The 14,508-nt window shown below is 47.8% G+C and carries 13 protein-coding genes; 10 read left to right on the forward strand and 3 right to left on the reverse strand.

The window, feature by feature from the left end; all coding sequences use genetic code 11:
- The first annotated feature begins 380 nt into the window (after positions 1-380).
- The 10 genes from HP401_RS17390 (at position 381) to HP401_RS17435 (ending at position 13,131) form a co-directional block, all read left to right on the forward strand.
- Positions 381-1,967 (forward strand): glutathione ABC transporter substrate-binding protein, encoded by a 1,587-nt coding sequence (locus HP401_RS17390; RefSeq protein ID WP_173605900.1) that lies wholly within the window; start codon positions 381-383, stop codon positions 1,965-1,967.
- Between the two features lie 101 nt (positions 1,968-2,068).
- Positions 2,069-3,640: a glutathione ABC transporter substrate-binding protein gene (locus HP401_RS17395; RefSeq protein ID WP_173605901.1), complete on the forward strand. Its 1,572-nt coding sequence runs from the start codon at positions 2,069-2,071 to the stop codon at positions 3,638-3,640.
- Positions 3,641-3,677: 37 nt separating this feature from the next.
- On the forward strand, positions 3,678-4,901 hold the full coding sequence (locus HP401_RS17400; protein ID WP_173605902.1) for an amidohydrolase family protein: 1,224 nt from the start codon (positions 3,678-3,680) through the stop codon (positions 4,899-4,901).
- Positions 4,902-5,733: 832 nt separating this feature from the next.
- Positions 5,734-7,308, forward strand: a complete 1,575-nt coding sequence (locus HP401_RS17405) for a glutathione ABC transporter substrate-binding protein (RefSeq protein ID WP_173605903.1) — start codon at positions 5,734-5,736, stop codon at positions 7,306-7,308.
- Between the two features lie 130 nt (positions 7,309-7,438).
- Entirely contained in the window at positions 7,439-8,077 is a 639-nt protein-coding gene (locus tag HP401_RS17410; RefSeq protein WP_173605904.1) for an NUDIX hydrolase, read from the forward strand.
- 145 nt (positions 8,078-8,222) lie between these two features.
- The gene (locus HP401_RS17415; protein ID WP_173605905.1) at positions 8,223-9,659 is read left to right on the forward strand and encodes an MDR family MFS transporter; all 1,437 of its coding nucleotides are present in this window, start codon (positions 8,223-8,225) and stop codon (positions 9,657-9,659) included.
- Between the two features lie 146 nt (positions 9,660-9,805).
- Positions 9,806-11,056, forward strand: a complete 1,251-nt coding sequence (locus tag HP401_RS17420; protein ID WP_173605957.1) for a GNAT family N-acetyltransferase — start codon at positions 9,806-9,808, stop codon at positions 11,054-11,056.
- A gap of 90 nt (positions 11,057-11,146) precedes the next feature.
- A complete protein-coding gene (locus HP401_RS17425) occupies positions 11,147-11,320 on the forward strand; it encodes a hypothetical protein (RefSeq protein WP_016739076.1) in 174 nt (57 codons plus the stop codon).
- 77 nt (positions 11,321-11,397) lie between these two features.
- A complete protein-coding gene (locus tag HP401_RS17430) occupies positions 11,398-11,874 on the forward strand; it encodes a PilZ domain-containing protein (protein ID WP_173605906.1) in 477 nt (158 codons plus the stop codon).
- Positions 11,875-11,988: 114 nt separating this feature from the next.
- Positions 11,989-13,131, forward strand: coding sequence for a DUF2087 domain-containing protein (locus HP401_RS17435; protein WP_173605907.1), 1,143 nt, complete (start codon positions 11,989-11,991; stop codon positions 13,129-13,131).
- On the opposite strand, the gene HP401_RS17440 is transcribed toward HP401_RS17435, so the two are convergent.
- The 3 genes from HP401_RS17440 to HP401_RS17450 form a co-directional block, all read right to left on the reverse strand.
- Positions 13,128-13,445 carry a hypothetical protein gene (locus HP401_RS17440; RefSeq protein WP_173605908.1) on the reverse strand — a complete coding sequence of 106 codons (318 nt, stop codon included), beginning with the start codon at positions 13,443-13,445 and terminating at the stop codon, positions 13,128-13,130. The two genes, HP401_RS17435 and HP401_RS17440, sit on opposite strands and share 4 nt — an antisense overlap.
- A 126-nt stretch (positions 13,446-13,571) precedes the next feature.
- A complete protein-coding gene (gene gerQ, locus HP401_RS17445; protein ID WP_016739072.1) occupies positions 13,572-14,024 on the reverse strand; it encodes a spore coat protein GerQ in 453 nt (150 codons plus the stop codon).
- 32 nt (positions 14,025-14,056) lie between these two features.
- Positions 14,057-14,479: a cell wall hydrolase gene (locus HP401_RS17450; RefSeq protein ID WP_012685322.1), complete on the reverse strand. Its 423-nt coding sequence runs from the start codon at positions 14,477-14,479 to the stop codon at positions 14,057-14,059.
- Positions 14,480-14,508: the final 29 nt, after the last annotated feature.

The following is a 14,508-nucleotide window of genomic DNA, read 5'->3' on the forward strand; positions in this document are numbered from 1 at the left end:
CGACTACTTTGGACGCGGTTTCGCTTTTTGCATGGAGTCGTGCAGTCAATCCCCCAAGGGGTGGCCCTAGAATCTGAGCGTTTTCTCCTGTTTCCTCCCCACCACTACAGCACCATATAATCCAATTCTATTTTTTCTTGCATCATTCGCATAAAAGTAGAAAAAGTGAAAAAAAGAGTAAAGAAAGTGAAAATACAAGTAAAGAGAGTGAAAACACAGTGACAGAATAGTGGGTAAAATGAAATATGCGCGAATGGTCAAAATATTCAAGTACATCTGGCGCAAAAAGCGGTCACGACCGTTTTTTTTGACCGCAAGCGGTCACATCAACATGGATGAAAAACATCGAGACGTTTTTCACAAAAGAGGGGGATAACTACATGAAAAAGACGCGCTTTTTCCAGACGCTGCTTGCCATGACCGTTGCGGTTTCTACAGCGTTGGCAGGCTGCTCACAAGCACCTGAAGCAGGAGGGACTTCCAATTCTTCAGGGCAAACCAATGCTTCATCACCAGCTGGCAAAGAAGGCGGGACACTCGTCATCGCCCGCTTGTCTGATGCGAACAACCTTGACCCACATTTTCTAACGCAAATCAATTCCGCCGCTATCATTCATCACAAGGTATACGAGGGTCTCGTTCGGATGGACAAAGAAAGCAAATATGTAGGCTCACTCGCTTCTGAATGGAAGCAGCTCGATGATGTGACATGGGAATTCAAGCTCCGCTCTGGTGTGACATTCCACGATGGCACCCCATTCAATGCGGAAGCTGTGAAAAAGACGATTGCACGTGTTCAAGACCCGGCAGTAGGGTCTAACCGCGCCAATTTGTTTGAAGCCATTAAGGAAGTAAAGGTCGTGGATGATACTACGGTTCGATTCATCCTGCACTATCCATACGCACCACTCCTGTCAGTGCTCGCCAGTGCAGAGGGGGGAATTTTATCACCAAAAGCGATTGAACAGTATGGGAAAGATTTGACCAAGCATCCAACGGGAACAGGGCCTTATAAATTCGAATCATGGACACCTGGTCAAGAAGTCGTCCTGGTGAAAAACGACAGCTATTGGGGCGACAAACCGAAGCTGGATAAAGTCGTCTTCAAGACCGTTCCAGAAGATACGACCAGACTCGCGATGGTCGAGACAGGAGAGGCGAATGTAGCTGAGCAATTGCCAGTGACAGAAGTCGATCGGGTGAAAAATTCTCCGAGTATGACACTTGGCCGTTACCCTGCTTTCGCTAGCGATCATATCGGGATTAACAACTCGAAGAAGCCATTCGATGATGTACGCGTTCGTCAAGCGATTGCACATGCGATCGATAAGAAAACCATCCTTCAAGGGGTCTACAACGATGTCGGGACGGTTGCTCATTCCTCCATTACCCCGTCCATGGTTGGTTACAGCCCGAATGTAAAAGACTTGCCTTACGATCTGGAAAAATCCAAAAAGCTGTTGGCGGAAGCTGGATACGGAAACGGCTTCAAAGCAACCATTTACTTGAATGATAACAAGGCACGAGTAAGCTTGGCAGAGGTGCTGCAGCAACAGCTGAAACAAATCAATATCGATTTGGAAGTGAAAGTGCTAGAGTTCGGTGCTTATATTGAAGCAGCCAACAAAGGCGAAACAGAATTGTTCCTCAGCGGTTGGGGAAATGCCACAGGCGATGCAGACTACAACCAATACAATCTGTTCCACACGAAGTCGCAAGGGGCAGCCGGCAACCATGCTTTCTTCAGCAATCCGGAAGTGGACAAGCTGATCGATGAGGGCCGCAAAGAGAAAGACGAAGAAAAACGGAAGCAAATCTACGAAAAAGCACAGCAAATCGAAATGGACGAAGCGCCAATGGTACCATATCGCTTCTCAGAAAACCTCGCAGCGATTCAAAAAGGCGTAGAAGGAGTTTGGATCAGCCCAGCAGGACACATTGAGATCGACGATGTAACCATGCCATAATTTCAGCAGAAAAGTGCTTCACGATCAGCATAGCTTCGCCCATTGGGAACGAGCTATGCTGATTGATTATACACAGAAAGAATAAAATGGGGGCGAGTCTAGTGAAAAAACAGAAGATGCTAGGTTCAATGCTGGTAGGTATCCTGAGCGTTGGCCTTGTGCTTACAGGCTGTTCATCGGGTACAGAGCAAGGTACGGCAGGGACTCCGACTGCGAAGGAAGCTCCGGCAACAGATCAGACGTTGGTGATTGCACGGCAGTCTGACGCAAACAATCTGGATCCGCACTTTATTTCAGCGATCAATGCAGCGAGTGTGGTCCATCACAATGTGTACGAAGGTCTTGTCCAGCGAGATGATAACATGGCGTTCAAACCAATGCTAGCCACGGAATGGAAGCAGTTGGACGATGTCACCTGGGAGTTCAAGCTACGTCAGGGAGTCAGCTTCCACGATGGTACGCCGTTTAACGCCGAAGCGGTGAAAGCAACATTCGCACGCGTACGCGATGAAAAAGTCGCCTCTCCACGTGCGTCTCAGTTTAAGATGCTTTCGGAAATAAAAGTAGTGGATGATTACACCGTGCAATTCAAGTTAGCCTACCCGTACTCCCCATTGCTGTCGATCCTCGCCAACCACGAAGGCAGCATCATCAGTCCAAAAGCAATAGAGCAATACGGCAAGGACCTGAGCAAACATCCCGTCGGTACAGGACCGTTTGTATTCGAATCGTGGACACCTGGCCAAGAGATCGTACTCGTGAAAAATGATAACTACTGGGGAGAAAAGGTAAAATTTATGAAGGCCGTCTTCAAAGTCGTACCGGAGGACACGACCCGCGTAGCCATGGTAGAGACAGGAGAAGCGCACATCGCTGAACCATTGCCGGTAACGGAAATTGACCGCGTCAGTAATTCCCCTCATATGAGCTTGTACCGAACAGAGGGCTTGGGGACAGATTTCATCGGGTTCAATACCAAGAAGAAGCCGTTTGACGACGCTCGTGTTCGTCAGGCGATCAACTATGCGGTTGAGACAGATGCGATCATCAAAGGTGTGTACAACGATGTCGGAACGAAAGCAAATTCAGCAGTGAGTCCGAAGGTTCTTGGATACGATGGGGCGTTAAAAGGATACGAGTTCGATCCGAATAAGGCGAAGGCCCTGTTAAAGGAAGCAGGCTACCCAGACGGCTTCAAGACAACCCTGTGGACAGGCGATCGCAAGGAACGGATTAATGCTGCGGAAGTCATTCAGTCCCAGTTAAAAGGAATCGGCATTGAAGTAGAGGTAAAAGTGCTTGAGTATGGAGCCTATTTGGATGCAGAAGACAACGGTGAGACAGAGCTGTTCATCAGCGGCTGGGGCAATGCCACTGGAGACGCTGACTACAACCAGTACAATCTGTTCCACTCCAGTTCTTTGGGTAAAGGCGGTAACACAACATTCTACGTGAATAAAGAAGTGGACAAGCTGATCGAAGAGGGGCGCCGCGAGCAGGATACGGAAAAACGCAAGCAAATTTATGCGAAGGTGTTGGAGATTGAAAAGCAAGAAGCACCAATCGTCCCGATCCGCAATCTTGAACATGTCGCTGCAGTCAGTAAAAACATCAAAGGCTTCTGGATCAGCCCTTCTGGGTATATGATGATCAAAGGCATTACGATCGAATAACGCAAACATTTAGAGAGAAAAGGATGGGAGACGAAGCATGAAAGCAAGCTTGTGGATCAAAAATGCGAGTCTGGAATGTGGGTATACAGAGGAGAATGGCATCGTGACGGGAACAAAGACGGAGCGTTTCCACGTCTTGCTCACGGACGGTCGCGTTGAGAAAATCGTACCTGCGCTGTCAGATATACATGACGGGGTATCTGTGTGGGATGCACAAGGCCTACTGATGCTTCCATCTTTCCGGGAAATGCACATTCATTTAGACAAAACATTTTATGGAGGTCCGTGGCAAGCTGTTCTCCCTGCCCCCAATCGTTTTTTTCGAATCGAGCAAGAGCAGGAACTGCTGCCCCGCCAGCTTCCCGTTGCCCGTGAGCGTGCAGAAAAGCTGCTGGAGTTAGTGCAATCGCACGGCGCTACTCACGTGCGGACGCATTGCAACATTGACCCGGTCATTGGGTTGAAAAATCTGGAAGCCACATTAGAGGCATTGGCGACTTACCGTGAAAAACTTTCCTGGGAAATTGTCGCGTTTCCCCAACATGGCTTGCTGCGCAGTGATTCTGTTTCCCTCGTTCGTGAGGCGATGAAGCATGGAGCCGGACTCGTCGGTGGTGTCGATCCTGCCACGTTTGACGATGATATCGAGAAATCACTTGATACGATGATGGATATAGCGGTTGAAGCGAATGCGGATGTGGACATTCACCTGCACGAGCCTGGTCATTTGGGTGTTTATATTATGAAAAAAGTGGCTGCGTTGACGAAGGATGCGGGTTGGCAAGGTCGAGTCACTGTCAGCCATGCTTACGGGCTAGGAGAGGTACCGACTGCGGTGGCCGAAGAGGTCGCGGAGCTTTTCGCCGAGCAGCAAATCGCTGTCATGTCGGCTATTCCCATTGATATGCCAACCATCCCAATTCCGTTGCTTTATGCAAAAGGCGTCCATGTTGGATTGGGCAATGACAACATTACTGATCATTGGGACCCATTTGGAACCGGAGATATGTTACAGAAAGCAAACCGTTTGGCTGAACGGTTCCGGTGGATCGATGAGCGATCTCTATCGCGTGCACTGGGATTCGTGACTGGTGGCGTGACTCCACTAGATCAAGCTGGCAATCAAGTTTGGCCGAAAGTCGGAGATGAGGCAAATGCTGTTTTTGTCCGTGCCAAATGCTCCGCCGAGGCTGTGGCCAGACTATCTCCGAAGGAAGCGGTGGTTTTCTCGGGCAAGGTGGTTTGGCAGAAACAATCATAAAGATAGTAAGCGCAATCCGATCTTCTCCAGAAGGTCGGATTTTTCATGTTATAAATGTGGCCGTAGTGGGGAAGAAGTGCATTTCCAGTCTACGCTTCGGCCTCCGCCCCGCAAGGGGGGATCGACTGTCCGCTTCGGAATGAATGGCGGGAGCGCTTCAAACGTAGATAATTTCAAGGAAGTACCTCATAGGTGAAGCTGAAATTCCCCGCCATTCATTCCTACGCTGGGACGGGCTCCAGAGGCGCTTGGACTGGAAATGCACTTCTTCCAACGTAGTTTTTGTAATATCTTGAAAGGCAGGCAATACAAGATGATAAAAGATTACTTAACTAACTATAAAGGATTTTAAAACAAATCCATTCATTAACATGCAGACAATCATCAAGAACCCTCAATCATTTTCTTTTTGCCTTTCATATACAGATCGGAAAATCAACAAAGCTACACCAAGAAGCGTGTTTCCAGTCAATCGCCTTTGGAGCCCGACCAAGCGGAGGGATGAATGATGGGAGCGTTTTTAGCTTCAACGTGCGAATACCTCCTCGAGGCAACCACTTTTGAAGCGGCTCCCGTCATTCATACCGGAGTGGACAGTCTTCACCCCCTTGCGGGGCGTAGGCCGAAGCGAAGACTGGAAACACGCTTCTCCACCGCGGCTACGGTATCAAGTGTATTTTCACACTTATTGATCTGTACAAAATTAAATAAAAGTAAAAATATTATAAATTGATGTAAAGATGCTGAAAGGTTCGGTTGGGAATCTACCGTATAATGCAAATAAGAAATACATTCAGAATTTTCGACAGTATTCTACAGGGGGTAGACACAAATGAAGAAAACGGGCATGGTCGGTTCCTTGTTGGCTCTGACATTGACGGTTAGTGTTGCGCTGACTGGATGTGGTGGTGCGAGCTCGGAGCAATCCGGTTCGACGAATACAACTGCTGCTGAAGCACCGAAAGAAGGGGGAACCCTGATTGTCGCTCGGAAGGCAGACGCCAATAATCTGGACCCGCATTTCATTTCCAATATTCCTTCGGCAAACTATGTGTATGGAAAAGTGTATGAGAGCTTGGTTTCTCGCGATAAAAACGGCGAGTACAAGCCTACTCTAGCAACTGAATGGAAACAGCTCGATGACTTGACATGGGAGTTCAAGCTCCGTGAGGGCGTTACGTTCCACGATGGTACACCCTTTACAGCAGACGCTGTGAAAAAGACGTTCGAACGTGTACGCGATCCAAAGGTTGCATCACCGCGTGCATCCAACTTCTCCATGATCAAGGAAATTAAGATCGTAGATGATAAGACAGTACATTTCGTACTGGAGTATCCTTTTGCACCGCTGCTCTCCATCTTGGCTAGCTCAGAAGGAAGTATCATCAGCCCGAAAGCAATCGCCGAGCATTCCGATACATTGGCGAAGCAGCCTGTGGGAACCGGACCTTTCAAATTTACATCATGGACACCGAGTCAAGAAATGAAACTCGCAAAAAATGATACCTACTGGGGTGAAAAGCCAAAGGTAGATGAAGTATTGTATAAGGTTGTTCCAGAAGATACGACGCGTGTAGCGATGATCGAAGCAGGCGAAGCGCACATCGGCGACCAGCTTCCCGTGACGGAAGTAGAGCGTGCACAGGCATCTCCTGGGATGAACATGGTGCGTGCAGAAGGCTTGGGTGTGGATTACATCGGCTTTAACGTGCAGAAGAAGCCATTTGATGATGTACGTGTACGTCAAGCTGTCGCACATGCTATCGAAAAGCAAGCCATTGTACAAGGGGTATACAACAATGTAGGAACACAGGCAGTTTCCTCGCTATCACCAAAAGTCATCGGCTACAATCCGAATCTCCAGGATTACGCGTATGACGTCAATGCAGCAAAAGCACTGCTCGCAGAAGCAGGTTACCCAAACGGCTTCAAGACAACCATCGTGACAGATGACCGTAAAGAGCGCATGAACGTAGCAGAAGTCATCCAGTCACAGTTGAAAGGCATCGGCATTGATTTGGAGATCAAAGTAATGGAATACGGTGCGTATCTGGAGTACGCAGACAATGGTGAGCATGCGATGTTCATCGGGGGCTGGGGCAATGCAACAGGGGATGGCGACTACAACCAGTACAACGTCTTCCACAGCACTTCGAAAGGCAGCGCAGGTAACATGGCGTTCTACAACAATCCAGAGGTAGACAAGCTGATTGAAGAAGGACGTCGCGAAAAAGATGCGCAAAAACGCAATGAAATTTACGCAAAGCTACAAGAAATCGAGCTGAAGGAAGTACCGATTCTTCCAATCCGTACGATTGATCATGTGGCGGTTACATCCAAGAATGTAAATGGCTTCTGGCTGAGCCCTGTTGGCTACTTGATGCTGGATGATGTATCGATCAACTAAAGGTGATAGAAGGGATGGCGCTTGTCGCTGTCCCTTTTTTCATCAATCGTCAATAGAGGAATTCACGATCTGGACCAGGAATAACTTGAGGAAGAGAAATGCTCAAGAGACAGGTCATGGGGTGGAAAACATGCAGGAAGAGCAGCTAGACATATTTGACGAAGCAGGACAGCATATCGGGGTAGAAGCGCGTAGCGAAGTGCACCGCTTAGGGCTGTGGCACCAAACCTTTCACTGCTGGATTTATCGTGTAGTAGATGACCAGATCGAAATGTTGTTCCAAAAAAGACATCCACAAAAGGATACTTGTCCAGATCTGCTCGACATTACCTCTGCCGGTCATCTTCTCGCCACGGAACAGCCATGTGACGGCGTGCGGGAATTGGAGGAGGAGCTGGGCTTGTCCGTGAGCTTTGAGGAATTGGACCAGTTAGGCGTAATTCGTGATGTAATGGTTGCCCCCTCTATCATTGATAAGGAAATGTGCCATACATTTTTATATGAATGCGATCAGCCCTTAGGCGAGTACCGTATACAGGAAGAAGAAGTCACGGGGCTGTTTTGGGTCAGTCTGCGTGAGTTAGAGCGGTTGTTTGCGGGCGAGATTGGGCAGATGACGGTGAATGGATTTTTGCTAACGGAAAATGGTGAACCAAAGGATATCGCAATGATCGCGGCCAAGGCTGACTTTGTACCGCATGAAGTGCATTATTACCAGCAGGTGTTTGCAGCAGTGAAACGACGCGCAGCCAACGCAGCCAATCGATAGCCCTGAACGGAAAAACAATGCCTCGCTTGTTATTTGACAAGACGAGGTTTTTCGTTGGTCGAGAAAGATTGTTCTTTCGTGTGGTATACTAAACAATGCTTTTTCGCTACTCGTGATCATGCGTACATAGAGAGAGGAGATCGAGATGAGACTACAGATTATGATTGCCCTTATGCTCTCGACATTCCTTGCTGCGATGGAAGGAACGATTGTGAGTACAGCCGTACCGCGCATTACAAGTGATTTGGCAGGCTTTGAACAGGTGAGCTGGGTATACGCCATCTACATGCTTGCCACTGCCGTATCTGCTCCCATTTACGGCAAACTAGCTGATTTATTTGGCCGAAAAAACGTGTTGTTAATCGGGATCGGCATCTTTTTGTTAGGTTCTACGCTCTGTGGAGTGGCGACGTCAATGTGGCAGCTTATTGTTTTCCGTGCCATTCAAGGCTTGGGTGCAGGATCAGTCATGCCGATTACGATGACCATTATCGGTGATTTGTATACGGAGCAGACTGCCCGGGCAAAAGCGCAGGGCTGGATTAGTGCTGTATGGGGACTTTCCGGTGTGGCAGGTCCGTTGGTCGGAGGATTTTTGGTCGATACACTGACGTGGCGTTATATCTTTTTTCTTAACTTACCTTTTGGACTTGTATCGTTTTTCATGCTCATTCTTTTGTACAAGGAAAAGCTTGCCGTCAAAGAAAAGCGCCATATTGATTATCCAGGCGCGCTTATTTTTTCGGTCGGGACCATCGCCTTGTTGTATGCCTTGTTAACAGGTAGCCAGAATCAATCCTGGACCAGTCCAGTGACGATTTCCTTGATCGTATTTGCTTTGGTGACCTATCTAGTGTTTGTATCGGTGGAGAAGAAATCGCCTGAGCCGCTGATTCCGCTTTCGCTTTTTACCAATCGAAATGTAACCATGATCAATCTGCTGACGCTCTTGACCAATGGAATTGTAATCAGCATGGTGGTTTACTTGCCGATCTGGAGCCAGGGAGTCTTGGGCGAAAGCGCGACGATGGCTGGCTTTGTCCTGACACCGATGCCAGTTTGCTGGACGATTGGCTCTATCCTTGCGGGGAATTTGTTAGGAAAGCTGCGAGCGGAACAGTTATTTATCGCAGGGACAGCCGTTCTGACGGTAGCGACAACATTGTTGAGCTTCCTATCCACTCACTCAGCGGGATACCTCATTTATGTGGCTGTGGGCTCAATTGGTTTGGGAATGGGACTCATTTCCCCAATCGTTATGGTAAAAATTCAATCGTCTGTTGCAGTCGACAAGAGGGGGACTGCCATTGCCCTCAATACATTCACGGGTACATTTAGCCAAACCTTCGGGGCAGCAGTATTTGGAATGTTGTTCAACATGGTGACTGTAGCAGGTGGCCATACGAATTTAGGGGCCTCGTTTGAACACGGATCGATCCCTGTGGCCCAGTTGGCACAGATCCGAGACTTATTGGCTAGTGGTGTTCATGTGGTCTTCACAGGCAACTTCGTGCTTGCGATAAGCAGCTTTGTTCTGACCCTTTTGATCGCAAAAGGAAACCGAGTCAGGCAGACACACTAATTCGAAGACGTCCGCCACGTGCGGGCGTTTTTCAATATTTGGTTACAATTTTCCAAAAAATGCAAACTTCGTATTGCCAGCCGTTACATTCATCGATACTATTTTCCTAGATGCCCAATTTCTTGCAGACAGGAGTGCATGAGATGATGGAGGAGATTCGCCCGGTTTCCATTGACGATATCGATGAGGTCGTGAGAATTGCAGCGCTGAGCTACCCTGGAAGCAATCTACTGGGTGCAGAGAGTAGACAGCGATTTGCCCAACGCGTAAGGGAGACGATCGAAAACGACCCACATGTCAGCTACCACGGCTGCTACCGTAATGGACAATTAGCGGGTATAATGAAATGGTACGATTTTCCTATGAATGTTCTTGGTACACCGCTTTTGACTGGCGGAATTGGGCTGGTCGCCGTAGACCTTTTGCATAAAAAGGAAAAGGTCGCCATGTCGATGCTTCAAGGTTTTCTTTCCAGCTATCGGGAACGGGGAATCTCGCTGGTCTCTCTCTATCCGTTTCGTGTTGATTTTTACAAGCAAATGGGTTTTGGAATAGGGACCAAGGTTCATCAATACAAGTTCAAACCGTCCAGCCTGCCGTTTGTAGGCAAGGACAAAATCGTTTATATAAGAAAAGAGGACAAAGAAGAACTGTCTGCTTGCTATCATCGCATCGCCCGTCAAACCCATGGCATGATCAAGCGAACAGACCGTGAGTGGGACAGACTCCTCGATGTCCCTGAAATGATTGTTGTTGGTTACAAAAAGGAAGGGAAATTCGCCGGCTATCTCGCTTTCCAGTTCCAGAGCGCTCATGAAAAAAACAAACTCATCAACAACATAGAAGTAAGAGAGCTTCAGTATGAGAGCCGCGAAGCACTTGCACAACTGCTCTCTTTCCTGCGGAGCCAGGCCGATCAGATTCAGCGAATCGAGTTCACGACGACGGACGAAGATTTTCACTTGTTGCTATCCGATCCGGGCAATGGAACGGATTCGATTTTATGGAGCATTTATCATGAGAGCCATGTATCTGGAGTCGGTCTGATGTATCGGATTATTGATGTACCGGGATTTTTCCGTCAGCTGTCCCACCACCGATTTGGTTCGGAAACAGTGAATGTAAAGCTGACGATCCACGATTCGTTCCTGCCTGAGAATGAAGGGACATGGCTCATCAAGTTTGTCGATGGACGTCCGGAAGTAGGAGAGGCAGCGGAGTCTGATGTTTCGGTGGAGCTAGATATTTCGGATTTTTCTTCACTCGTGATGGGGGTAGTAACTGCACGCAAGCTGTATCAATACGGCCAGTTGGAGCTGGATGCACCAGAAAAGCTCCCCATTTTGGATAGACTGTTTGCTGTTTCCGAGAAGCCGAGAAGTGTGACAACCTTTTAGAAAAGAAGGTTCGTCACGTTTTTGACACATTTGGTTATCTTATTTTGCTTCCTCCCATATGTTGTTAGTAAATGGGAGGAGGTACGATTTATGATCTTTCTAACACTGGTTATCTTTTTTGCATTTCTTTTGATTGTTTGGGTGGTCGTTAGACTCCTCTTCCGGCTGGAAAAGCATGATTCCATCACACATGATGAGAGGGAATTATGGAATCGTTTTCAGGTGAAGGAGCAGGAGATCAGATACCGAAAGCCCAAAAAATAAAAAGAAAGGCGCCAAGATGACAGGCGCTCTTTCTTTTGCGTGTTACCCACTATGAGATGAGAAAGAAGGAGAAAACAATGCCAGGTAGATCAGAGGGGCATCAACGTGAATTTTTTCGCTTACGTCTAGAATACGCCCTCTGTGCAGACATGACCATTGTGCTGGTCAAAGGGAAAACCATGGAGATTGGGAGCACGCAGGTATTGATCGAGGATATTGGGGCAGGTGGACTTCGTTTTCTTTCTCATCTCAAAATGCCAGCAAACGACCAGCTCGTTCTGCAGTTTGCGACGGAATTGTGCGGACAGGCTCTGAAAATGTACGGCCACGTCGTTCGCACGATTCCGTGGGAAACGGACTATTACGAATACGCTGTACGGTTTACGATGGAAGAGGAACAACATCTGGAGATTAATCGCATGGTAAACCGGTTGGCCATCCGCTATCGGCAGAAGCGTACAGCAACAGAAGGACGTTTCTACAAAGGTGACCGCCAGACATTTTTAAAAGAGTTGGCTCAAGCAAGTCTTTCGATGCGAGCCAGTGAAGCATAGATAAAAAGGCTTTCTGTTGTGCGAATACAACGGAGAGCTTTTTTGTTTGACAGGGAATAAACGCGATGATAAGTTATCTATAATAACTCAAACGAATAAAGGTTGTGTTTATATATGAGTCTTCACGAAGCATTTTGGAGCGCTTCTCTTCAAGAATGGAAGCAAGGTTACATCGAACAAGACGAACATTTTATGTGTTTGCTCTGCGGGGAACAGGTGGAGAAAGGCATCATTTATCCAGTGGAGGGTGTCCTGTACGAAGCGTCCCGCTTTATCCGCCATCATATCGAGGTTACGCATGGTTCTGTCTTTACCCACCTGAGCCAGTTGGATAAACGATTGACGGGCTTGTCTGATCATCAAGTTAATTTACTTCGCCTTTTTTACCAAGGAAAGACAGACGCCGAGGTTCAAAATGAAATGGGGATCGGCAGTGCATCGACGATCCGTAATCACCGCTTTGCACTCAAGGAGAAAGAACGCCAGGCCAAGGTGTTCCTGGTCATGATGGAGTTATTGCATGAAGCGGATAAACATCAATCGTCCAACGATGCCAAATCAAGCAAGCAAAAGAACACCTCGAAAGATGGCGATGTCACAGAGTATGCCGCGGTCGTAAAGAAATTCCTTCCGAATGGACTATCAGGTCGATTAGAGCGCTTCCCACGCAAGCAAAAGCATAAACTCATCCTACTCGAAGAGATTTCCAAAAAATTCGAGCTTGATCGTTTCTACACCGAGCGGGAAGTGAATGAGATTCTCGAAGGTCTCTACGATGATTATGTGACCTTGCGGAGATATTTAGTCGATGCTGGATTGATGGATAGACAGGCGGACGGCAGTCAATATTGGCGAATCGTTGTGGAAAGTGAAGGAGAGGAGCGGGGGGCGCAGCAGATGAATCGCAAGCAAGAGCTCAAGCAGATGTACAAGGAAGTAGAAACCGATGCAGGTGTTTATCAAATAAAGAACAAGCAAAACGACAAAGTCTTCATCGCCAGCACGAATAACCTAAAAACGATCAACGGTAGAAAGTTCATGCTTCAGCATGGCTCGCATCCTAATCGACAGCTGCAAAAAGACTGGGATAAATACGGTCCGGACGCTTTTGAAATCGAAGTGCTAGAGAAGGTTGAAAAGAAAGACCACCCATATTTTGATTTGAAGGATGCATTGGAAAAACTCGAAGATAAATGGATGAAAAAGCTGACGCCATATGGTGATCGAGGCTATCACGTGCAAAAAGATCCGTCCTAGTCTCGTCCATTCTCCAGCATTCGGAAGCGCTCCAAGTGATCCCACAGACCTTCCTTTTGCAAGATCTGGATTTGTTTTTCGCCAAGTAAATCAAAATGCGGGAAGGGCGCACGATTATGAATGTAGGCAGGATCTAGTCCGTTGGTAAGGCACCAGTCTGTCAGTAACAAATAATTGGCGCAGCCTACTTTTGTAACGGTTTTGATTCCAGGAAACCGGGGGTCCAGCCAATAGTGGGTAAGAAATGCCAATTCGCCTTGACTAACGGCTTGCTTCCAACGGTTTAGTTCGTCTCGTGTAATCCCAAATGCCACTGTTCCTCATCCTTTGCAAAGCGGTTGTGTCTCTCCCTCATTAATAGCATGGAATGGTAGATACGTCAAAAAGACAGTTCTCGCCGGGGATAGCCGAAGGAAACTGTCTTTTTGTGCTTGGTTTGCTTACCGAACTCCTGTAGGAAGCTGAGGCGGGATGTAATTCAACTCTTCGTCCGCCGTGATGTAATCCGTGTGGACCATGAGGAGCAAATATCGTTTGCCGGTTTGCGGATCACTGAGAATGATGTGGTCCCGGCCAGCAGTTTCGAGGACACCACGGAAAATTTTGGCGTTCCATTGGCTGTTGTTTTCAAACGTTTGGTACACCGTAATGACTTTGCCTCGATTCAGGCGAAGGATGTTTTCGATGTACGATTCTTCCAGCACTTGCCCAGGAGTTATGGGCATTCCGGGAATCAAGGATCCGCTTGGTTGCATCGGAACCAGTTGAGGTTGTTGCTGCTGAATCATCTGCTGCTGTTGCTGCGGTATGCCGTATGGATACTGTGCGGATGGGTACATGTCGTAACCGAATTGTTGTTGAGGGTAACCAGTGTAAGGCATTTGTTGACTCATGATGAACTCGCTCCTTTATCTATCTAATCCTTTTAATAGACGCGTGGACAATCTGCAGGTGTTGGAACGAAGAAGCAGTGTGCCTTATAGCGACCGGAGTTTTGTTGATCCCACCAGGTAGCTGGACAGTTTCCGGCAGGCCGGTAGAACCATAATGCGTTGCTAGCCGGACGGGTCTTTTCGCCATTGACTGCGCGCTGTGCCAATCGTCTTTCTTTATCCCTGGTCCGTTGATAGAAATACGGCTTCTGGACCGCTTCGAATCCTCCCGGAGATTGATAGACCATGTCACGCATGCTGCGAATGTTTTTGAAGTCAAGGCAGTTACCTAAAATCCGATTTACCCCAACGTTGCCAACCATCAACATGCCCAACTCACCTTCACCCTCAGCCTCAGCTCGAATCAGTCTGGCAAGCATATCGACATCTTTGGAGTTCGCTTTGATGACGGCCATTGCTTCACCTCCTTCCACAAAAATCACAA

The organism is Brevibacillus sp. HB2.2, assembly GCF_013284275.1.
Classification (GTDB): domain Bacteria; phylum Bacillota; class Bacilli; order Brevibacillales; family Brevibacillaceae; genus Brevibacillus; species Brevibacillus brevis_D.